Origin of the sequence: Paenibacillus silagei (assembly GCF_017874735.1) — a bacterium.
Taxonomy (GTDB): Bacteria; Bacillota; Bacilli; order Paenibacillales; family Paenibacillaceae; genus Paenibacillus_AQ; species Paenibacillus_AQ silagei.
On sequence record NZ_JAGGLV010000006.1, the window covers coordinates 287,212 to 308,358 of the forward strand.

Consider the following 21,147-nt stretch of genomic DNA (forward strand, 5'->3'; position numbering starts at 1 on the left):
CACGGGCCTTCTCTCTGATGGATTATCATTTCATGATCACATGATGAAACTTTTACTTATGATGCTTTGTTCTCCAGCATACGGAAGATAATGACCGCAGCCTGGGCACGGTTAGCCATACTCTTCGGTGCGAACTGCTTGGCATCCACTCCGTTGACGATACCAATCTGAGTCAGCTGTGCCACTGCCTGCTGGGCGTAAGGAGCAATCTTGGCCTTATCCGTGAATTTGTTCAACGTTGCAGCGTCTACCGGCTGCAGCTGACTCTTGAGGGCATTCGCGATCATAATCGCCATTTCCTCACGGGTAATCTCACGGCCCGGCTCGAACTTACCGTTGCCTGAGCCTTTGACCAGACCTGCATTCACAGCCGCAGCAATCGTATCGGAGTACCAGACTCCCTGCTTCACATCGCTGAATTTTGCAGGTGAAGCCGAATTGCTCAAATCAAGTGAACGAACCAGCATGGTTACGAATTCTGCGCGGGTTACACTTTTCATTGGTGCAAAGTTTGTGCCATCCATTCCTTTGATAATGCCTTTGGCTGCCAATGCATTAATGGCATCTGCGGCCCAGGCTACCTTGCCCAGATCCTTGAAGGCTACAACAGGTACAGCCGGGCTTGGCGTTGGAGCTGCTGTTGCCGCAGGTGTAGCTGCCGGACTTGGAGTGGCCGAAGGCGAAGCCGTTGGCTTCGGTGTTGCAGTTGTAGCCGGTCCAGGGTTACCAGGGTTCGGATTAACCGTTCCAGGGTCTTTCTCTACATTAGTGATCCGGCCTTCAATGGCAGCAGTGATCGCCCCGCCTTTGAATGTGTCCCTAATGTATTCATAGAATACATCCAGGTCAATCGGTCCGGCCAGCGAGGCGCTTGCCTCAGTCAATACCTTGTAATTGTCGCCGCCCGCAGCCATGAAGTTATTGACTACAGCCGTGTAGCTCTTCGACATTTCAATAGGTGTTCCGTCAGCCTTAGTCAGGTTAGCCACACGTTCTGCAACTGGCAGATACATGTTCGCTGTATATTTCAGCCCTGAGATTTGCAATGTCTTCGTGTCTGCGGTGCCGTCAGCCTTAACAGCCCATTGCTGCTGCAGCAGGGTCTTGATCTGTTGACCAGTCAGGGTCAGCTTCACCAGCGTGTTGCCGAACGGCTGGATCTTCGCCAGATCTCCGAACGCTACATTGCCTTTCGGAAGATCCGCACGGATACCGCCCGGGTTCATGAAGGCGAAATCAGCAGGACGAGTAGAATCGTCTTTGAAATCAGCGCTGCGCATCGCATCTGCAATCAGGTTACCCAATGCTGATTCCTTAGTGTAGGCATCTGTACGGGTTATTGTACCGTCAGTAGTTCCTACAGGCTTGGTTAGTTCAGGGTGCCGACTCAGATAGTAGTCCACCAACGCCTTGGTTTCGGCATCCGGTGTGATTTTACTCTGAACCGTGTTCGTTACAGTGGCTGTTTTACTCTTCACTGTACCTGTAGCTCCGTCAATCACCAGCTTGATGTCTTCAAAAGCCGTTCCGTAAGAGTAAGCCTGAACGATCAGCTTACCGTTCACCGTATCATTGGCATAGCCATGGTTGTCTCCGGCTACGATCACATCAACCGGGGAATTGGCAGGAAGCGCATTAGCCAGATCTACAGCTTCACCGGTGGATACATTTTTTTTGGTAACCGGATCAACCTTGGTTGTTGCCGGATCATGGGCAAGCACCACGATCGTCTTGACGCCTTGAGCATTCAGCTCGGCCGCATATTTCTCAATCGCCGCGACCTCTTCCTCGGCACTCAGGAATTTCACACCAGCTGTACCGGCTGGCGATACTTTGCTTGGCGTTGCTTTGGTCACAACTCCGATGAAGCCAATTTTCACGCCGCCAACTTCTTTTACAACATAAGGGGTGATAATAGGTTTGCCGGTGGTGCTGTCTACTGCGTTGGCATTGATATAATCGAAATCTGCGCCATTATGGACGACCTTCTCGTTCTTAGGGTCCTTGCCGCCATAGATTTGAGCCTTCATCGCCTCAACACCTTGGTCAAATTCATGGTTGCCCAGGGTGCCGACGTCGAACTTCATGAGGTTCATCCATTCCATCGTAGGCTTGTCCCGTTCCAGCGAAGATACCGGAGCGGATGCGCCCACAGAGTCGCCGTTGTGGAACAGCAGCGAATGCTCATATTTGGCACGGGCTTCCTTCAAATAAGCAGCAAGTGTAGCCGCTGTGCCTACAGCTTCCCCGTTCACCACCGAGGTAGTGTCCAGTTGGCCGTGGAAGTCATTGATGCCCAGCAGGTGAACTTCAACATCTCCCGTTGGGGTTGGAGGAGCTTTTTTCAAGTCAAGGTTGTAGATTTCAAAGCCTCTGACATCTATAGTACCCGTAGCTGTAATGTTGGCAGGAGCGACTGCCGCTGCTCTAGGTGAAGACGGGAACGTTACAGTGACATTTCCTTGGATAGGATCAATCGACCAGTTGTTGTCTGCGGTAGGATCAACTGTTCCCGCTTCCTTGATGTAATCCATCAGTACCTGGCGATTCTCCATTTGGGAATCAATAATCATTTTCGCTTCTTTGACACCTGGGAAGTTCCCCCCACCGCTTGCACGGTAGTTGTTGGTAACGACCACGAAGTCCTGATCCATGACCAGTGGCTTATCGCCATAGGTGATGGAGGTTACCCGGCTGGAGGATTTATCGTTGATGCTTCCATCGGGCTTGTACTTGGCATTGCGGGTGACATCAAGCGTATATTGGATGCCGTCAATCACATCGAAATTGTACACAGCAAATGCTGAATTTAACAGAGATTGCGGTGTAGAGATGGACGGCTTGATGCGGTTGAACGCTCCTGCACTCATCTCTACCCATTCTTTGACGGTCGAACCTTTCACTACAATCGCCTTAAGCGTATTGTCATACAGATACAGATCGCTTGCACTGGCTATTGTAAGGTCGCCCTTCTTGATATCTGTATACTCTTCAGGGCCGTTGCGTCCAGCCTTGAACGGTGCGCCGACGCTCAGGATTGGCAGGTTTCTATAACCGGCCAGGTTCTCGTTCGTATGAATCAGATTGGATACATACTGCTGCTGGGCATAGGTGACGAGCTGTACTGTCGGATCATCCTGCACCATAGCAAAATAGCTGTTCATCGGCGCAGATGTTACACCAAGCGGTTGATTCACGTATTTGATCGTAGCTTGATGTGCCGCTCCGGCAAGATCATCGATAGCGGTGTCAACGGCAGCGCCAGCAATAGAGCGCGTAGAAGCCTTGGAAGCTGCTTTGTCTACTGCCCATTTGCCGCTGCTGTTCTGGGCGATTTTCAGATCGATAAGGCCCAGGTAACCTCCGCCATAGCCCGCTTGTACTGCCGGAGTGCCATTAATATGGCCGTTGAGGTTGTCTACCTTGGCTACATCATTATTGTAAGGGAGCTTGGTGGATGGATCTTTGAAGGAAGCATCCAGCTTGCTGTCATCCCCGTTCGTCGGGAATACCTTGTGGGTATGCGAGAAGGTAATGGCATCGATGCCAGGGACCTTGCTCAGCAGGTTAATGACATTCTCTGCTCCGGTTCCTTCTGCGGCAGCAGCGTCGAACCCGGAATGAGTCATGGCGACGATAACGTCCGCACCAGCTGTCTTCATTTCAGGAACAAACTTCTTCGCCGTTTCCACAATATCTTTGGCAATAACCTTTTTCTCCAGGTTCACCTTGTCCCACTCCATGATCTGCGGAGTAACCAGACCCAGGAGGCCGACTTTAATGGTAACGGTGTTGCCGTTGCTGTCCTTTACCTCTTTATCGATGATTTTATAAGGTTCAAATGTATTATCATTATCGGACACATTATAAATATTTGCATTCACATAAGGGAACTTCGCTCCCGTAGACTCCTTATAAGTTGCGCTGCTTACATTGCCTTTAACTGTCCGGTCCAGATAATCCAAACCATAATTGAATTCATGATTGCCGAAGGTTGCTGCATCATAACCCATGAGGTTCATAGCTGCGATGATCGGATGAATCTGGTCTTCGCTAGTCCTGAAATCAGACACTTGGGCCATATACGTTCCCAGCGGTGTTCCTTGAATTAAATCGCCATTATCCAGCAAAAGGTTGTATTTCCCCTCTGCGTCATTGCGTGCAGCCTTTACTAAGGTTGAAGTACGGTCCAGACCTACAGTCGCGGAGGCGGCACCCTTGAAATAGTCCCATCCATATACGTTCGTATGAACATCAGTCGTGCTCATCAAGCGTAAATTAATGGTTCCCGGATTAATCACCGGAGAAGCCTCAGCCTTTCCTGCCGCCAGCACAGGAACATTGAATACTCCGCCCAGCATCTGTGCTGCCAGAACTGTGGTAGCCAATAAAGAAGCTATCGGCTTGTTCCATCTTCTCTCTCCCATAAATCTAATTTCCTCCCTGTGATTGCTATATTATTCTACCACTGTCCGAAAAATTGTATCATAGCCTTCCCTATGAATCTATCAAATTCCATTAACTCTTATAAATTGTTGTGTAAAATCTCACATTAATTCATCGTTTTTTGTAAAATATAACGATTAATCTTTACAACTCTATGACAAAACAACAACAAGTCATCCTAACGGATGGCTAGGATTACCTGCCTGCGAGCACAATGTATGCTGTTTTCCACATACATTCGGGTTAAGCGCCTGCGTGCGAGCACAATGTATGCTGTTTTTCGTATACATTCGGGTAATATGCCTGTGAGCGAGCACATTATGTGTTGTTTTCCGCATACATTCGGCCATATGCCTGCGATTGAACACAATGTATGCTGTTTTTCATATACATTGGCTACATGACGCTGTAACGATTGCTCCACATTCAGCAACCAAGTCACTGTACGAATCATTCAAAGAGGAAATAATAGTTTCCAAAAAACATAACGGGGCTGCGCTACTTATATGTAGCACAGCCCCGTTATTGATCTGTTGGTGTATAGCTATATTCTAGTTCTGCATCACAAAATCATTATCAATCTTGACACTCGCATCCTCGAACGTACGCAGGATGTCATAACGCGTGTTGCGCTGCGCCGGGATCTTGCCCGCTTCGCGGATGAGCTGGGTGATCGACTCGATGTTGACCTTGTAGGTCGCGCCGGCGGAGGAGACTACGTTCTCCTCGATCATCGTGCTGCCGAAGTCATTGCAGCCGTATTTCAGGGAGAGCTTGCCTACTTCAGGCCCCATCGTAACCCAGGAGGACTGGAAGTTCTTGATATTGTCCAGCACCAGGCGGCTGATAGCTACGGTCTTCAGGTATTCCTCCGGGGTCTGGCGGTCCAGCTTCAGGTTCGTATTATCCGGCTGGAAGGTCCAGGAGATGAATGCCAGGAAGCCCTCGGAATCATATTTGTTCGCAATACATTCGTCCTGGGCTTCACGGACACGCAGCAGATGCAGCGCCCGTTCTTCCATACTCTCGCCAAGACCAATCACCATCGTGGCTGTTGTATTCATGCCGATCCGGTGTGCGGTCTGCATGACATCCATCCACTCGCGCCAGGAGCCCTTGAGCCGGCTGATCTTGCGGCGGGTACGGTCATCGAGAATCTCTGCGCCTCCGCCCGGCAGGGAATCGAGGCCCGCAGCATGAATCTCACGCATGACCTGCTCCAGCGGCAGGCCGGAGACCTCCACCATCTTCATAATCTCCGCCGGTGAGAAGGAATGCATCGTAATCTCCGGGAACCGCTGCTTGATGCCGCGCAGAATATCCGTATAATAGCTGAACGGCAGATTGGGATTCGTACCGCCCTGCATCAGAATCTCGGTTCCGTTTACGCTCATGGTCTCGGCAATCTTCTGGTAGATCGTCTCATCGGGAAGCACATAGCCTTCCTCCGAACCGGGTCTGCGATAAAAGGCGCAGAATCGGCAGTATACATCACATACATTGGTGTAGTTAATGTTGCGGCCGATGACGAATGTCGTCACTGGCTCCGGGTGCCAGCGCTTCATAATAATATCTGCGGCAGCGCCCATTTTCTCAATTTCATTGCTCTCGAATAATGTGACCGTATCTTCCAACTGAAGACGTTCACCCTTCAGTGCCTTATCCAGTATAAGATCGACTGCACTCACTGTTGACGGCCTCCTCTTCATCTATGAAGTCTATGAGATAAATACAATTTGAAATAAAAATAGTCCGTTCTCCCATCGTATCACAATCGGCTGTTCTTGAAAAATGTTTCGCTGCACAGGATCGAATAAATGCCCTTGTCCCAGGCAAAATAAACAGCAGTGCACAAAGGCACTGCTGCTTGTACGTTCTGCGAATCTCGCATGCCGGGCAGGTCCGGCGGCGCATCGCCTTAGCCTTATTCCAGCTCGCTCCGGGCGGCCTCCAGGGCCTGCCCGAGATCGGCGATCAGATCATCTACATGCTCTATGCCGACAGAGAAGCGCAGCAGCCGGTCATCCACGCCTACAGCATCGCGGATTTCAGCCGGAATATCGGCGTGGGTCTGTATCGCCGGATAGGTCATCAGCGATTCCACACCGCCCAGACTCTCGGCGAAGGCAATTAGCTTGATATGGCGGAGCAGCGGCTCCACATAGCTGGCCTCTTTTACCTTGAAGGAGAAGATCCCGGTGTTGCCGGAGGACTGGCGGTTCTGAATGGCATAACCCGGATGGTCCGGCAGGCCCGGGTGGAAGACCTCGGCAATCGCCGGATGCTCCTGCAGATAACGGGCAATGGCCAGTGCGTTGCTCTCATGCCGCTCCATACGCAGGGCGAGGGTCTTCATACCCTTCATCAGCTGGTAGCTGTCATTCGGCGCGAGAACGGCTCCCAAGGAGTTATGCAGGACAGCCATTTCAGCCGACAATTCTGCACCCTTGGTCACAATCAGCCCCGCCAGCACATCGTTATGCCCGCCCAGATACTTAGTCGCACTGTGAACCACGATATCTGCGCCAAGCTCCAGCGGGCGCTGGAAGAACGGGGTCAGGAGCGTATTGTCCACGATCGTGAGTAGCCCGTGACGGCGGGCCCAGGTACATACGGCTTCGACATCCGTAATCATCATCAGCGGATTGGTCGGTGTCTCAATGAATACAGCTTTCGTGCCCGGCTGGCGGGCCGCTTCCAGGCCATCCAGATCATTCGTATCTACATAGGAGGCGCTGATGCCGTATTTGGAGAGAATCCGTTCCAGCAGCCGGTAAGTACCGCCGTACAAGTCCAGCGATACAATGAGATGGTCCCCTTGTCCAAACAAGGTGAACACTGTAGTCAGTGCAGCCATACCGGAGGCACAGGCGAAGCCGGCATCCCCTGATTCCAGGGCCGCTGCCGCTTCTTCTAGGACAGAGCGGGTAGGATTTTTGGTGCGGATGTAGTCAAAGCCTGTGCTCTGTCCAAGCCGCGGGTGACGGAAGGCCGTCGCATGATAAATCGGGTAATTAATGGCCCCGGTGGCGGGGTCCTCCATTGAACCAATCTGTGCCAGTCTGCTCTCAATTCTCAGTTTCTCATCCATCTCCATTGCCCTCCTGATTAATTACTTCTATTAAGAATAAGTCAACCTCTTAGATAAATGCCCCGATATCGTAAGGAGTCTCCTGGTATACATAGTAATTGAGCCAATTAGCGAATAATAAGTTAGCATGGGCGCGCCAGACTGCCGGCGGTGTGCGTGTCGGATCATCCTTGGGATAATAGTGCTTCGGCAGGGCAACCTCCAGCCCCTTGGCGATATCCCGGTCATACTCCCATTTCAAGGAGAAGGGATCATACTCCGAATGTCCGGTGACAAAAATCTGCTTCCCGTCATGCGTAGCCACCAGGTACACCCCGGCTTCCTCGGATTCTGCCAGAATCTGCAGCTCCGGGTTCTGCTCAATATCTTCACGGGAGACGTCGGTATGGCGGGAATGCGGAACATGGAACACTTCATCGAAGCCGCGCAGCAGCTTGACATTATTATGGCTCATTGTATGCGGAAACACTCCAAAGCATTTGTCCGGCAGACTCACCTTGCGCACGCCGAAGTGATGATACAGCCCTGCCTGCGCCGCCCAACAGATGTGCATGGTCGAGGTTACATTCTGCTTGCTCCACTCAAAAATCACTTTCAGCTCTTCCCAGTAGTTGACATCCTCGAAATCCAGCTGTTCTACGGGAGCGCCGGTTACAATCAAGCCGTCGAACCGGCGGTGGCTGATCTCATCAAAGGTTTTGTAAAAGCTCTTCAAATGCTCTGCCGAAGTATTCTTCGACGTATGGGAGCTGGGGTGCAGCAGAACAACATCCACCTGAAGCGGGGAATTCCCGATAAGGCGCAGCAGCTGGGTCTCAGTAGTTTCTTTGGTAGGCATCAGGTTCAGGATGGCGATCCGGAGAGGACGGATATCCTGATGGAAAGCCTGGCTTTCATCCATTACAAAAATATTCTCACCGGATAATACTTCTTTGGCCGGCAGGCTGTCGGGAATTTTGATAGGCATTGCTGTTCACTCCTTAACTGAAATGGGGTTCCACTTGGTGGTTCAACCTGAGGCAGGGTAGCGAAAAAAGACCTTTCCCGGGCGAGAAAGGTCATATCATGCAGTCATATGCGCCTCTCTCATCTGCCAGAGAACTTTCGCCGGACGAATAACGCCCTGCAAAGCTTCCGCAAGAATTAGCACCGTGCGTTCACACGCCGGTTGCCGGGTTTCATCGGGCTAGTCCCTCCACCTGCTCTTGATAAGATTTAGCTGTATTCAGTTGAATAACCTTAAGCATCTGAACGATGCTTTTTCTTAAATTTCACTTTAAATCATGAACCTCCTTTTCGTCAAGTCCATACAATGCTGAAGGGGCCTTATAACAGAAAACAATTTCTCTTGTAAGAGCCATATCCCGGCGTTATACTAGACAAGTGTTTCAAACCCAAAAACGGCGAAAAGAAGAGGTGAGAGAACAATGGAAGGCGACCCGGGCTCGCGAATAAGCGTGCAGAATGAACAACCACACAGGATTAACATCAGCTTGCCGGCGGCGGGAGCCCTTTTTCTTCATGCTCTCGGACCGTCTTTTGGCCTTCGTCCATGATTGTACCACCGGCCAAGCTGATTTTTTCCGTGTGCTGAAATTAGCATACCCCTGGAGAAGAACAGGGACATAAGGAGTGAATCAGATGAAAATCCGGCTGGTGAATGCAGGGGTTTTTACGCCTATTGACAATATTGAAGAAACTTTAACCGCCCCTGCCGAGGGGTTCTACTGGATTGATGCGGATGTGGAGGACCTTGTAGAGCTTCAGCCTATATACGGCCTGCATGATCTGGCTGTAGAAGACTGTCTAAGTGAAGAGGATCAGCGTCCGAAGCTGGAGATTTATGAGAGTCATTACTTCATCGTGGTGAACAGCATCCGGTTCGATGATGAGGAAATCTTCCTCCGTGCGCTCAACGTATTCCTTGGCAGACATTTCATTATTACCGTTACGAAGCAGAAGATCCATGAGCTGCGTGTCCTGAAGCCCGTACTGTGGGAGCAGGAGGTCAGTACGCCTGACCGCTTCCTGTATTTGCTGATCGACCTCGTTGTCGACAACTTCTTCTCGGTCGGTGACCGGATTGAAGCGCGGATCGAGAAGCTGGAGGAAGACATCCTCATGCATACCAAGAAATCGCATCTGAGCGAGATCATCGGTCTGCGCAGTGAGATTCTCTGGCTGAAGAAGATGCTCGGCCCGCAGAAGGAAGTTATCAACACGCTCAACAAGAAGGATCTTCGCCTGATCGACGATCAGCTGCAGAAGTATTTCAGCGATATCTATGAGAATGCGGTCAAGATCTCTGAGACCTTCGAAACATACCGCGATCTCATGGGCAACTTGCGCGAAGCTTATCAGTCCAGTATTGCGAACCGAGCCAATGAAATCATGCGTGTATTTACAGCAATTACTACCATATTCATGCCGCTGACCGTGATTACCGGAATCTACGGCATGAACTTTGACAATATCCCGGAGATCCACACCGAGTACGGCTACTATGGCGTCATTGCCGTTATGGTGACGCTAGGCTGCGGAATGCTAATTATCTTCCGTAAGAAGGAGTGGCTATGAAGCAGAGCGGACGAATACGAAGGACGAAGGCACCGTTTACCCGGCTACCGGGACTCGGAGAGCCTTCGTCTTTTTGGTATGTCACCAGTATGTAATGCGTCTGCGCCGATCAGGAATTCCGGTCATCAGGACCGCAGATTGGGACTGATGCAGGCCATCAGACTCAATAATTATTGAGGGGTAACTATCCCTAACGCCGCCGGATGCTCCCGCCGGAAGCGGATGCGGATCAGCCGCAGGCGTTCGTAATACAGATCAAGTCCGTCAGCAGGTACGAAGTTGTCGCCGTAGGCTTTGTAGAGGACAGGCTTCAGGAAGTTGTCGCCGATCAGTTCATAGGCTGTCCAAATATTGTTCTGTTCTTCGGGACTCACCTCGCTCAGCTCCAGGGCAATAAGCTTCTCGGCCGAGTAGCCGTCCTTCTCCAGCTCCTCTACCACTTCAAGCACTTCACGGCGGGAAACTCCGCTAAGCACTCTGAGCTGCTCCATCCCCTGTCCCTCTTCAATCCCCTGTAATAGAACGCGCCGCAGTCTCAGCCGCTCCAGCTGCTTCTTGTACTTAAGCTCCTTCTGCTTATAGTGCCAGGATACGAAGCTCTCTTCGTCTATGGCATGATTCACCCAGCTTAGCGGAAAATCATGCTCACGCTCAGCCGCCGCGGTGATGCTAAGCCAGTCTGCACCATACTGTGAGACTTTGCCTTCACCCACACCCGGGAGCTGCAGCAGCTCCTCCTCCGTGCGGGGAAGAAATGCGCTGATCATGCGCAGCAGTCGGTTGCTGGCCAGGATATAAGGCGCCTTCCGCTCACTGGAGGCCTTCCCTCTGCGCCAGGAGCACAGCTCCTCGAAGATGGCTTCATTCCCGTATTGCTCACTGTAATACTGCAGCTTAAGCTGCTCCTGGCTGCGGCTGCTGAGGTTATCGTCATCATGAAATACCCCGTCAATCAGCGGGCGGTAGCCATCCCCCATCTTCACGGCAAGCTCGTGCCGGTATACACACAGCATCTCATTCCATGATCCGCCTTCATACCACAGGCTGTCGCCCGTCTCCTCTTCGCCGGAGAAATCACGCCAGCCAAGACGCCACTGACCCTCTTCCTCTCCAATCCACAGCTGGGCAAAATTCTCCCCGTCCACTCCTGATCTTCTGCACAAACGGTTCATAAATACGATCTGCATATGAATCCCTTCTTTCGTCGTCTTACAGTACGCATGAGCGCTCTGAACGCAAAAAAAGCACCTCTCCCACGACATTCGTGAAAGAGGTGCTTCCTCTTAAATGCTATACTGTTAAAACCTAGAATACCATATATTACGTAACAGTCAATCTCTTTTTGACAAAATATCCTACTTGCGGTCTAAAGCCAGCTTGGCCAGACCCAGTGCGCCAGACAGACCAGCGTTATCTCCAAGCTGCGGAGGCACAATATAGCTGCCAATCTCTTCATTGAGCGCCGGATGCTGCACATATCCGCCGAGCAGCTCCTGCAGCTTGGCATGGATCAGCGGGAAGAGCTGGCTCTGCTTCATCACACCGCCGCCCATTACGATCTTCTGCGGCGAGAGGATCAGCACATAGTTCATAAGCGCATGAGCCAGATAGTGGGCCTCCATCGCCCAGGCCGGATGATCCGCAGGCAGCTCACCCGCGGGCTTACCCCAGCGCTTGCCAATGGCCGGCCCCGCCGCCAGACCCTCCAGGCAATCGCCGTGATAAGGGCAAAAGCCTTCGTAGTGGTCCTCAGGATGACGACGGACCAGGATATGGCCCATCTCGGGGTGGGACAGCCCGTGAACGAGCTTCCCGCCTACCACAGCACCGGCACCAATCCCGGTGCCCACCGTGATATAGAGACAACTGTCCAGCCCTTGCGCTGCTCCCCAGGTGTACTCGCCCAGCGCTGCGCCGTTCACATCTGTATCAAAGCCGATCGGAACCCGGAATTGCTCCTCCACGGCTCCAACCAGATTATACCCGCCCCAATGCGGCTTCGGTGTGGTTGTAATATATCCATAGGTGGGACTGCCGATAACAGGGTCAATCGGTCCGAAGGAACCGATCCCGATAGCCTCCACTGATTTTCCGCTGAAATAATCCATTACCTGGCCCATAGTCTCCTGAGGAGTAGCCGTCGGAAAGCTCACCCGGTCGATAATCGTCCCGTCCTCATTCCCGATACCGCATACAAACTTCGTTCCCCCTGCTTCAATCGCTCCCAACAATTTCACTGCAGCGTTCCCCCTTCTCCTGATGCATCCATATGCTGTTGCTTCTGATAATTTCGATAGACTCCTGAGATACGATAAATACAATGATAGTTTCCTGCGCTGGAACTAGCCGGTTGACCAGTCCGAGCGCATTAATGAAGCGTTCTCTTGTCCTATTATACGTATCAAATATACGTATGACAAGCGGTTGACATACAGTATGAATAAGTGATTTGCTGATGAGGATTAGGCCGCATTGAACGGGACGGGGGATAGTTGGATTTTCTACACTTGCTAATGAACGAATAGCCGATGCTAGAACAACAGTTGGAAAAACAACACTTAATGTTGCCCATTTTAGCCCAAGTAGCTAAAAGTAACATGAATTGATGTTGTTTTTCCACTTGTTGCCGGGCATCCCATGAAAATTAATAAATTAAAATACATTATTCCACTTGTTGGTTGCAAGAATCGAAATCTTGCTGCCGCACAGCCTGTTTGCGGTCACGATAGGCCCGGCAGGCTGCTACAAGCCGGGCTGCTGCCGGGAGATGGGAGGCCAGATGGATATGCGCATAAGCAGCCATAATGCTGCCGCTGATGTAGCCTTCCGGCTGGCTGCCCCCTCTGCCCTTACTCTCGTAGGCATAGGTCCGGGCTGCCCCCTCAGGATAGCTCATGACGGAGTAATGAAATTCATGGCCGCGCAGACGCTCGCCCTGCTTCAGCAGCAGACAGTCGTGAAGTGCCGTAACTTCACGATACCCGAGTGCCGCCCGGCGTTCCTGCATCACGGTGTGTGCCGGAATGATTCCGGCCATCTCATGCACCGTGCCGGTGCGGTCGGTCAGACTGCGGGCCAGCACCATATAGCCGCCGCACTCCGCATACAGTGGCATTCCAGCGTCTGCGGCGGATCTCAGGCCGCTTAGGAACAGCTCGTTCGCGGCAATCACCGCCGCGAATTCTTCCGGGAAGCCGCCGCCGAGATAGATGCCGTCAGCTTCCGGCGGAATGCCTTCACCGCTGAGCGGGCTGAAGTAAGCCAGCTTAGCACCCGCATGTGCGAGCAGCTCAAGATTATCGGCGTAATAGAAGTTGAACGCCGCGTCACGGGCTACGGCAATGAGCAGGCCAGGCCCCGCCGGGCCTGCCTGTGTCTTATGTATTATCTGAGCAGCGGGGTTACAAAGTTCAGCCGCATATGTAAGAGAGCGAACTTGCTGGTCCGGCATCTGCATGCAGGCAAGCACGGCTTCTTGCTCCGGCGCCACCGGCTGCCCCTGCACAGCAGGCGCGGCCGCAGCAAGCTCCAGCAGCCGTTCCAGATCCGTGCCTTGCTCCAGCATGTCGGCGGCACGCTCGAACAAGGGCGCAAGCTCCCCTCGCTCCACAGCGGGCAGCAGGCCCAGATGCCGTTCCGGGATGTCCAGCCCGCTGTCGCGGGGGAGCCAGCCAATCACGGGAATCCCGCAGGCTGCTTCAATGGCAGCCTTAACTAACCGGTAGTGACCCTCGCTGCCGCAGCGGTTCACCAGAACGGCGGCAATCTGCACCTGCGGCTCCAGCTGCCGGAAGCCCAGCACTATCGCCGCCGCACTGCGCCCCATGCTGCGGACATCGACCACCAGCAGCACAGGGCTGGCAGTCAGGATGGCGATCTCCGCCGTGGATCCGGTAAGTGCTGTGTCTTCCTTGCCGTCATACAACCCCATCACGCCCTCAATGACGGACAGGTCAGCATCCGCCGAAGCCCGCAGGAAATACTCCTGCAGATAGTCGCTTGAAGTCATCCAGGAGTCCAGGTTGCGCGAGGGATGGCCTGTGACCGCAGTGTGATAGGCGGGATCGATATAGTCAGGGCCGCATTTGAAGCCCTGAACCTTCAGGCCCCGCCGGGCAAAAGCGCGCATCAGCCCCAGTGTGACCGTTGTTTTGCCCGAGCCGCTGCCTGTGCCTGCGATGACCAGGCGGGGATGCGCCTGCGGCTCACGGGGGGCTGATCCAGGCTTTTTTTCATATCCGGCTGCATTCCTCAGCTCATTCACCGCTCTTCCCCTCCTTCTCTCCGGGATAGACAATCCGGGCTACGGCGATGGTCACATTGCCGCTCTTGAGCTTAGGCTGCAGGAGCGAATGCGCACCTGAAGACAGCAGCGCAGCAGGTTCACAGACGCCGTAAGCCCCGGTTGTCCTGAATACCACCTCAGACGGATGGTCCAGCTCTACTGTATTGAGCTGCTCCGGGGTGTACAGAACCAGCTCCCAGCTGTATTTGGCACACAAGGCCAAGAGTCCCGCTTCATCCCCCTTGATCCCGGCTGTCGCCACATTCCGCACACTATCGAGCGACAGACGAAGCTCATTCAGAGTGCGCAGGACCACGGCTTCCAGCTCTTCCGCAGACGTCCCGCGGTTACAGCCGAGTCCAAGCACCAGACTGCGCGGGCGATACACTACAGTGTACTCGGCCAGAGTAGTATCTGCCGGTGCGTCCTCCTCTGGTTCCTCCGTCACCCGGTCGCTTACCACAATCGCTGCACTGAAGCTGCGTCTGCTATACCGAAGCTCGGCTCTGCTTGCGAACATAGAGACATGCTCCGGCACCTCAGCACCCGGCGGCAGCCAGTCACGTTCCCCGCTCTCCTGCACAAAGGCTACCGGCTCCCCGTTAACGAGCGCAGCACTAACCCCCTTCATGGAGGTGAAACTGTCGGCACGCCAGCCGTACTCCCGGCCCAGCAGATCAACAGCGAAGGTGCCCTGCACATCCGAAGCCGTGGTGATCACCGGATGGCTGCCCAGCAGCTCCGCAATCTCCAGTGTCAGCTTATTCGCTCCGCCAAGATGGCCGGAGAGCATGCTGATGACATGCTCCCCGCGCTCATCGATGACGATGACGGCAGGATCGGTTCTTTTATCCCGCAGCAGCGGAGCCGTCAGCCGGACAGCCGCCCCCAGTGAGAAGAACAGAATGACCGCCTCATAGCTCCCGAAGAGCCTAGGCAGCAACCCTCTGACCGGTCCGTCAAAAACAGTGATCTCCCCGCTCCGCGCCTCCAGCTCTCCGCTATACTTGGCATAGACAAAGACCTCAGTCCCGCCAAGCCGCCCGCCGAGCTTCACAGCCAGCTCTATGCCACTCCGCGTAATGGCAACAGCCGCATACCGCTTACTCACCGGAGCCAATTCCTTCCCTGCAGCCGTGGGTGAAGGTCTTGTCGTACAGCTTGGAGCGGTGCTGATCGCGGTCCGTCAGCCCGGGGTCCAGCGCCCAGCCGGCCAGGATCATGGCATGCATGGTGATGCCAGCACCTTGCAGGTCCGCCTCCAGCTTCTCGACCGTCGTCCGCAGAATCTGCTGATCCGGCCAAGTGGCCCGCTTCACGACCGCCACCGGGGTCTCCGGGCTCCAGCCTGCGGCCAGGAATTCACGGCTCACATGACCGGCCAGTGATGCACTCAGAAACAGCGCCACCGTGCAGTGATGCTCCGCCAGCTTGCGCAGCTGCTCGCGCTCAGGCACCGGCGTGCGCCCTTCCGCACGGGTAAGAATGACCGTCTGCGTCAGCTCCGGCACGGTCAGCTCTGCGCCAACCGCCGCCGCAGAGGCAAAAACCGAGCTGACGCCCGGTACAATCTCGTAAGCGACGCCGCGTAGCTTCAGCAGCGACATCTGCTCCAGAATCGCGCCGTACATGGCGGGGTCTCCGGTGTGGACGCGGGCTACGCTTTTACCGGACTGCACGGCAAGCGTCATCAGCTCCACCTGCTGCTCCAGATCCATGCCCGAGCTCTGAAGCACCTGCGCACCGGGCTTAGCGCTGCGGATCAGCTCCTCGCTGACCAGCGAATCCGCATACAGCACCAGATCAGCGGAGCGCAAGATTCGGCTGCCTTTTACAGTGATCAGCTCGGGGTCACCCGGTCCGGCACCTACAATGTATACCTTCGACGCAAGCTCAGTCATTTGCTCACCACCATCAGACTCAGGTACTCCACTTCCTTGCCCCGCAGGTCCCGTGCATCGCGCCAGACAGTCTCATAGGGGGAGGTGACCTTGGTTACCACCGAGGCGCAGCCGGACAAGCCCAGCTCATCCAGCACATCCAGCACCACATCCAGCACCTTGGCTACCTTAAGGAACACCACCGTATCATGATGCAGCAGCGCTTCCCGAAGCGCCTCCCTGTCGTCCGTAGCCGGGATGATCCCCACCCGCTGATTGCCGTCTGCCAGGGGCTGCTCCAGCGCAGCCGCCGCGCCCAGCACCGAGGATATTCCCGGAACTGAGACGACCGGCACACCGGGGTGCAGCTCCTGCATCAGCCGGGCCAGATGAATGAAGGTACTGTAGAGATTAGGATCGCCTTCGGTCACAAAAGCCACATCCCGTCCCTGTCTCAGCTCTCCCCAGCACAGCTCTACCGTACGGGTCCAGCCGCCGGCCAGCAGCTCCGGGTCCTTCGTCATCGGAAAGACCAGTCCGAGCATGATTTTGTCCTGCGGGTCTACATGCAGCTCAATGATTTCATAGGCGTAGGATTTGCCTCCCTTCTTGGTAGCCGGGTAGGCAATCACCGGACATTCCCGCAGCAGACGGCAAGCCTTAAGCGTAATCAGCTCCGGGTCGCCGGGGCCAACGCCTATGCCGTATAACGTTCCAAGCGCCCGGGGAGTCAGTCTTTCCTCCAGCTCCAGCTCTTCTGCATCCAGCGGGTCAAATAACGCACTGGCCGCCTGTATCGCTGCTTCTGTCCACAGCGTCCCTGCAGCTTCTCCTGACGATATTTCCTGTCCCTCCGCAGCCTGCTCACGCGGCTCAGTTACATCGGTCTTCATTGCGGGTTCCTCCTTCGTTATTGTCTGATGATTAATGAAGCCTCCGGCCGCTGACCACATAGACGGGATTCATTCCGTCGAACCGGGTCATGCCGAGAATCAGCTTGCCGCGCGACGCCTGAAGCATCGTCACCTCGCAGGCCAGCCCTGCGGCCTTAAGCGCCTCCATGCTGCCATGCAGCGTCTCCACCGTAATCGCCCCAACCACAATCCGTCCGCCGGGCTGAAGTCTCGCAGCGCTATGTTCAATAATGGCCGCCAGCTCACCGCCGCTCCCGCCGATGAAGACGGCATCCGGGTCAGGTAGAGCCGCTAAGCCCTGCGGCGCCTTCGCCTGAATGATTTCGAAATCCGCCCGGAACTTCAGACGGTTCGCTGCCATATTCGGCAGGTTCTCCGCACTTTTCTCCAGAGCGTAGACCCTCCCGAGTCTGGCGATCCGCGCACATTCCGCAGCCACCGCACCCGAGCCGGAGCCGATATCCCACACGACTGCATCCTCGGACAGGTTCAGCTCCGACAGCACCAGAGCGCGGACCTCGCGCTTCGTAATCAGGCCTTTCTCCGGCTTACGCTGCCGGAACTCCCCGTCGGGATAAGCGAATCCGCGCCGCACGGGAGCGGAGACCTCCTGCTTATGGCGCAGGATCACGACATTAAGCGCCGCGAACTCCCTGGTCTCCATTTCCTCCAGCGTCCAGAACCGGCAGATCTCCTCTGCGCCGCCAAGCCGCTCGCAGACAAACGCCTCATATTCCACCATCCCGAACTCCTGCAGATAAGCGGCAATGACCGCAGGGGTGTTGTTCTCGTCTGTCAGCAGGGCGATTTTGTGCCTGCCGTCGATACGCTGGGCCAGTCCCTGAATGGGACGCCCGTGCAGACTGATCAGCTCCGCATCCTGCCAGCTGTCCCCGAGCCGCGCGAACGCAAGCTGCACGCTGCTATAATGAGGGATCACCTCCACATGCTCCGGCCCGAACCTGCGGACAAGATACCCGGCAATCCCAAAAAAGAACGGGTCCCCCGAGGCCAGCACCACCGTCCGCCGCTCACGCCACACCTCCTCCAGCTTGTCTGTAAAAGGCTTCAGCCCGCCTTGCAGCACGATTTTCTCCCCTCTGTATCTGCCGAAAAAATTCAATTGCCGCTCGCCGCCCAGCAGCACCTCGCTGTTGTTCACTATGCTTAAGCTATCCGGGGTCAGGCCGCCGGCACCATCCTCACCGATCCCGATCACATAAATCAGGTTATCCATGAATCTCCGCCCTTCCCAGCACCCGGCCCTTCATTGTAATGAGCACCATTTCCACAATCATGCCTCCGTTCATATGCGCCAGACTCTGTTCACAGGCATGCCTGCACAGCTGCTCGAAAAAAGTGTAATTCCCCGCCTCAGTCATCATATCCACGACCTGTGAGGCTGTGTTGGCGGCAGCAATCTCCTGCACCTGCTCCGGGGACGCTCCCGCCCCCGCCGCAACGGTTGCCAGAAATCCGAAATCGACGGGCGCGTTCTTGGAGTGAATCAGCATGGCCCCCTGAGCCACCTTGGAGAATTTGCCGGCCATCCCGACGAAGGTAACCTTGCGAATTCCGTATGCCTTGGCATGCTCCAGCGAGAAGCCCACATATTCCCCCATCTGTATAAAAGCTTCCTCCGGAAGCTCTGCGAACATCGCGATCGCGTATTTCTCGCTGCTGCCGCCTGTGGTGAGCACAACCTGCCGGTTCCCCGCCGCAGCCGCCACCGAGATAGCCTGAACCACACTCGCCTTGTAGGCCTCGGTGGAGAACGGGGTCACCACGCCCCGCGTGCCCAGGATCGAAATGCCGCCCAGAATACCCAGCCGGGGATTCAGCGTCTTCATGGCGATGCTCTCGCCCTCCGGCACGCTGATGACTACCCTCAGGCCCCGCACTGCACCGTGCTCCTCCAGTACGGCGGATACCGCCTCCTGAATCATCCTCCGGGGCGCCGGATTAATCGCCGCCTCTCCCACGCCCACCGGCAGCCCCGGCTTCGTCACCCGGCCAACACCGCGGCCCCCGTCAATCTCCACGCCCGGCTGATCCCGCCAGCTCACCGCCGCCTCGATCCACGCCAGATGCGTCGCATCCGGGTCGTCTCCGGCATCCTTCACTGTGGCACAGCTTGCCGTATGCGTTCCTGTACGCTGCCAGCCAGTCAGCTCAAAGGTATGACCGAATCCGGCAGGCAGATTAATCTCTACCGCAGGCAGACTCTCCCCTGTAATGAGCAGGGTAGCCGCACCTGCGGCTGCCGCTGCGGCACAGGCCCCTGTCGTGTAGCCCCTGCGCAGCGGGGGAACGGGCGTTTCACCTGCGGATTCGGGAGCGGGCAATCCGGGTTTTACAGCCTGCTTTACCTGCTCAGCCGCTGGCTTGAACTCGGGGCAGCTGGCTTGCTCCGGTTGCTCAGTTGCCTGATCGAATCCGGGCAATCCGGGTTCGATAGCCTGCTGTACCTGCCCAGCCATCTGCTTGATCTCGGAGCCGGCTGCGTGCTCCAAACGTTCAGCCGCCTGTGCGGATTCGGGGCTGCCTACTTGCTCCAACTGCTCAGATCCCTGATCAAATTCAGGTCCGGCTGCTTGCTCTACTCGCCCCACCTGCCCCGCCCCTGCCTCACCGCTTTCTTGGCTCCGGTTCTGCCTGACGGCGTGACCGGGTATTTCCTTGGTCATGGCAATCCCTCTTTGCTGTTGGTCTAAGAATAAATCCTCAGAATCTGAACAATCTGCACATCGCTGAAGCTTATCCTCTGAGCTTTCGCCCCGGCAGGTAACCTGTCTTACTCTCTATATAACCTGATTATACTGCTGCTTCTAAGCAAATCAGGAGATTTTTATACAAATTCTGGATCCATTGCATTTTGTACATTAGAATTTGGCGGGGGAGGTGTTTTGGAGCTATTATCCACAAATCAAGTGTATAAACTACAGTAGAACCAGATTTCAACTATAAAATCACGAATTCTGTTGTAAAGAATACTAGTTAAAACTAAAGAAGTACATAATTTGAGATAGTTGTATTCTGTACATTTAAAACCCGCAAAAAGGGAGGATTTCCTCATCTAACTGTAATCTGTACAACTATATCTGCCCAAATGAAGGAGAACACCGATTATAGAAAAGTTTAATTGCACGTTTTACAGCTAAATGGCTATTCACTCGTACATCAGAGCATTTAGTTGTAGAGAGTGCGATTAAGCATACCACTTGCACCATAATCGGGATGTGACAACTCACCAGCCCTACGCTTCAGCGATCTGATTCTCTGATCAAGCTACCCCAGCTCACCCGCCGCCCGGCGGACGGCCAGCAGACTTAGTGCGTTCACTGCGGCGACCACGATTGTACTGCCGCCTTTGCGGCCGATATTCGTGATGTATGGAATATCCAGCTTGCGCAGCTCATCCTTGGATTCCGCCGCAGAGACGAAGCCAACGGGCATGCCGATGACAAGTCCGGGCTGGGCGGCGCCTGCTTTTACCAGACGGATCAGCTCCAGCAGGGCAGTCGGCGCGTTGCCGATGACATAGATTCCCCCCGGTGCCTGGGCGCAGGCCTTGCGCGTTGCGATAATCGCCCTTGTGGTTCCCTGCGCCTTCGCCTCGTCCACCACATCAGGATCTGAAATATGTACCCGGACCTCGCCGCCGTACCGCTGAATCCGCTCCTTGGCAATGCCCGCCTCCACCATCCGCACATCCGCTATAATCGGCTTGCCCTGCAGAATGGCGTGAATCCCCGCCTCAATCGCCCCGGGATGGAACACCAGGCTGCGCCCCAGCTCAAAATCAGCCGAAGCATGAATAATCCGCTGTACAATCGGGTACTCCAATGCACTAAACGAATGTTCACCCAGCTCCTCCGTAATCATCTGAAAGCTTAGACCCTCTATCTCCTGCGGCTGTACGGTCACCGGCTTGAACTCTGTCCCGAAATCCAC

General features: G+C 54.7%; 14 protein-coding genes and 1 riboswitch. Of the genes, 1 reads left to right on the top strand and 13 read right to left on the bottom strand.

Features of this window, described 5'->3' with window-relative positions; genetic code table 11:
* Positions 1–56: 56 nt before the first annotated feature.
* From J2Z70_RS11890 to metA, 4 genes are all read right to left on the bottom strand, one after another.
* Complete coding sequence (locus J2Z70_RS11890) at positions 57–4,427, bottom strand: bifunctional 2',3'-cyclic-nucleotide 2'-phosphodiesterase/3'-nucleotidase (RefSeq protein WP_209872963.1); 4,371 nt, start codon at positions 4,425–4,427, stop codon at positions 57–59.
* Positions 4,428–4,997: 570 nt separating this feature from the next.
* Positions 4,998–6,134, bottom strand: a complete 1,137-nt coding sequence (gene mqnC, locus J2Z70_RS11895; RefSeq protein ID WP_209872965.1) for a cyclic dehypoxanthinyl futalosine synthase — start codon at positions 6,132–6,134, stop codon at positions 4,998–5,000.
* Between the two features lie 236 nt (positions 6,135–6,370).
* The gene (locus J2Z70_RS11900; protein ID WP_036722449.1) at positions 6,371–7,537 is read right to left on the bottom strand and encodes an aminotransferase class I/II-fold pyridoxal phosphate-dependent enzyme; all 1,167 of its coding nucleotides are present in this window, start codon (positions 7,535–7,537) and stop codon (positions 6,371–6,373) included.
* Between the two features lie 49 nt (positions 7,538–7,586).
* On the bottom strand, positions 7,587–8,504 hold the full coding sequence (metA, locus tag J2Z70_RS11905) for a homoserine O-acetyltransferase MetA (RefSeq protein ID WP_209872968.1): 918 nt from the start codon (positions 8,502–8,504) through the stop codon (positions 7,587–7,589).
* Positions 8,505–8,620: 116 nt separating this feature from the next.
* A riboswitch (SAM riboswitch) is annotated at positions 8,621–8,752 on the bottom strand.
* 426 nt (positions 8,753–9,178) lie between these two features.
* Here metA and corA point away from each other — a divergent pair.
* The gene (corA, locus tag J2Z70_RS11910; RefSeq protein ID WP_209873045.1) at positions 9,179–10,114 is read left to right on the top strand and encodes a magnesium/cobalt transporter CorA; all 936 of its coding nucleotides are present in this window, start codon (positions 9,179–9,181) and stop codon (positions 10,112–10,114) included.
* A gap of 170 nt (positions 10,115–10,284) precedes the next feature.
* On the opposite strand, the gene J2Z70_RS11915 is transcribed toward corA, so the two are convergent.
* The 9 genes from J2Z70_RS11915 to J2Z70_RS11955 all read right to left on the bottom strand — a co-directional run bounded on the left by J2Z70_RS11915 (position 10,285) and on the right by J2Z70_RS11955 (position 21,147).
* Positions 10,285–11,301 carry an HRDC domain-containing protein gene (locus tag J2Z70_RS11915; protein ID WP_209872970.1) on the bottom strand — a complete coding sequence of 339 codons (1,017 nt, stop codon included), beginning with the start codon at positions 11,299–11,301 and terminating at the stop codon, positions 10,285–10,287.
* Between the two features lie 168 nt (positions 11,302–11,469).
* Positions 11,470–12,351 carry an ROK family protein gene (locus J2Z70_RS11920; protein ID WP_051477785.1) on the bottom strand — a complete coding sequence of 294 codons (882 nt, stop codon included), beginning with the start codon at positions 12,349–12,351 and terminating at the stop codon, positions 11,470–11,472.
* Positions 12,352–12,776: 425 nt separating this feature from the next.
* Positions 12,777–14,300, bottom strand: coding sequence for a cobyrinic acid a,c-diamide synthase CobB (locus J2Z70_RS11925; protein ID WP_425355112.1), 1,524 nt, complete (start codon positions 14,298–14,300; stop codon positions 12,777–12,779).
* A gap of 70 nt (positions 14,301–14,370) precedes the next feature.
* Entirely contained in the window at positions 14,371–15,510 is a 1,140-nt protein-coding gene (locus tag J2Z70_RS11930; protein WP_209872976.1) for a cobalt-precorrin 5A hydrolase, read from the bottom strand.
* The gene (gene cobM / locus J2Z70_RS11935; RefSeq protein WP_209872979.1) at positions 15,503–16,300 is read right to left on the bottom strand and encodes a precorrin-4 C(11)-methyltransferase; all 798 of its coding nucleotides are present in this window, start codon (positions 16,298–16,300) and stop codon (positions 15,503–15,505) included. The genes J2Z70_RS11930 and cobM overlap by 8 nt, the downstream gene beginning before the upstream one ends.
* Entirely contained in the window at positions 16,297–17,172 is an 876-nt protein-coding gene (cobI, locus tag J2Z70_RS11940) for a precorrin-2 C(20)-methyltransferase (RefSeq protein ID WP_209872982.1), read from the bottom strand. The genes cobM and cobI overlap by 4 nt, the downstream gene beginning before the upstream one ends.
* Before the next feature lie 31 nt (positions 17,173–17,203).
* Positions 17,204–18,430 (bottom strand): precorrin-6y C5,15-methyltransferase (decarboxylating) subunit CbiE, encoded by a 1,227-nt coding sequence (gene cbiE, locus J2Z70_RS11945; RefSeq protein ID WP_209872985.1) that lies wholly within the window; start codon positions 18,428–18,430, stop codon positions 17,204–17,206.
* Positions 18,423–19,538, bottom strand: a complete 1,116-nt coding sequence (locus tag J2Z70_RS11950; RefSeq protein WP_245368183.1) for a cobalt-precorrin-5B (C(1))-methyltransferase — start codon at positions 19,536–19,538, stop codon at positions 18,423–18,425. Before J2Z70_RS11950 ends, cbiE begins: the two co-directional genes overlap by 8 nt.
* 943 nt (positions 19,539–20,481) lie before the next feature.
* Entirely contained in the window at positions 20,482–21,147 is a 666-nt protein-coding gene (locus J2Z70_RS11955) for a precorrin-8X methylmutase (protein ID WP_209872988.1), read from the bottom strand.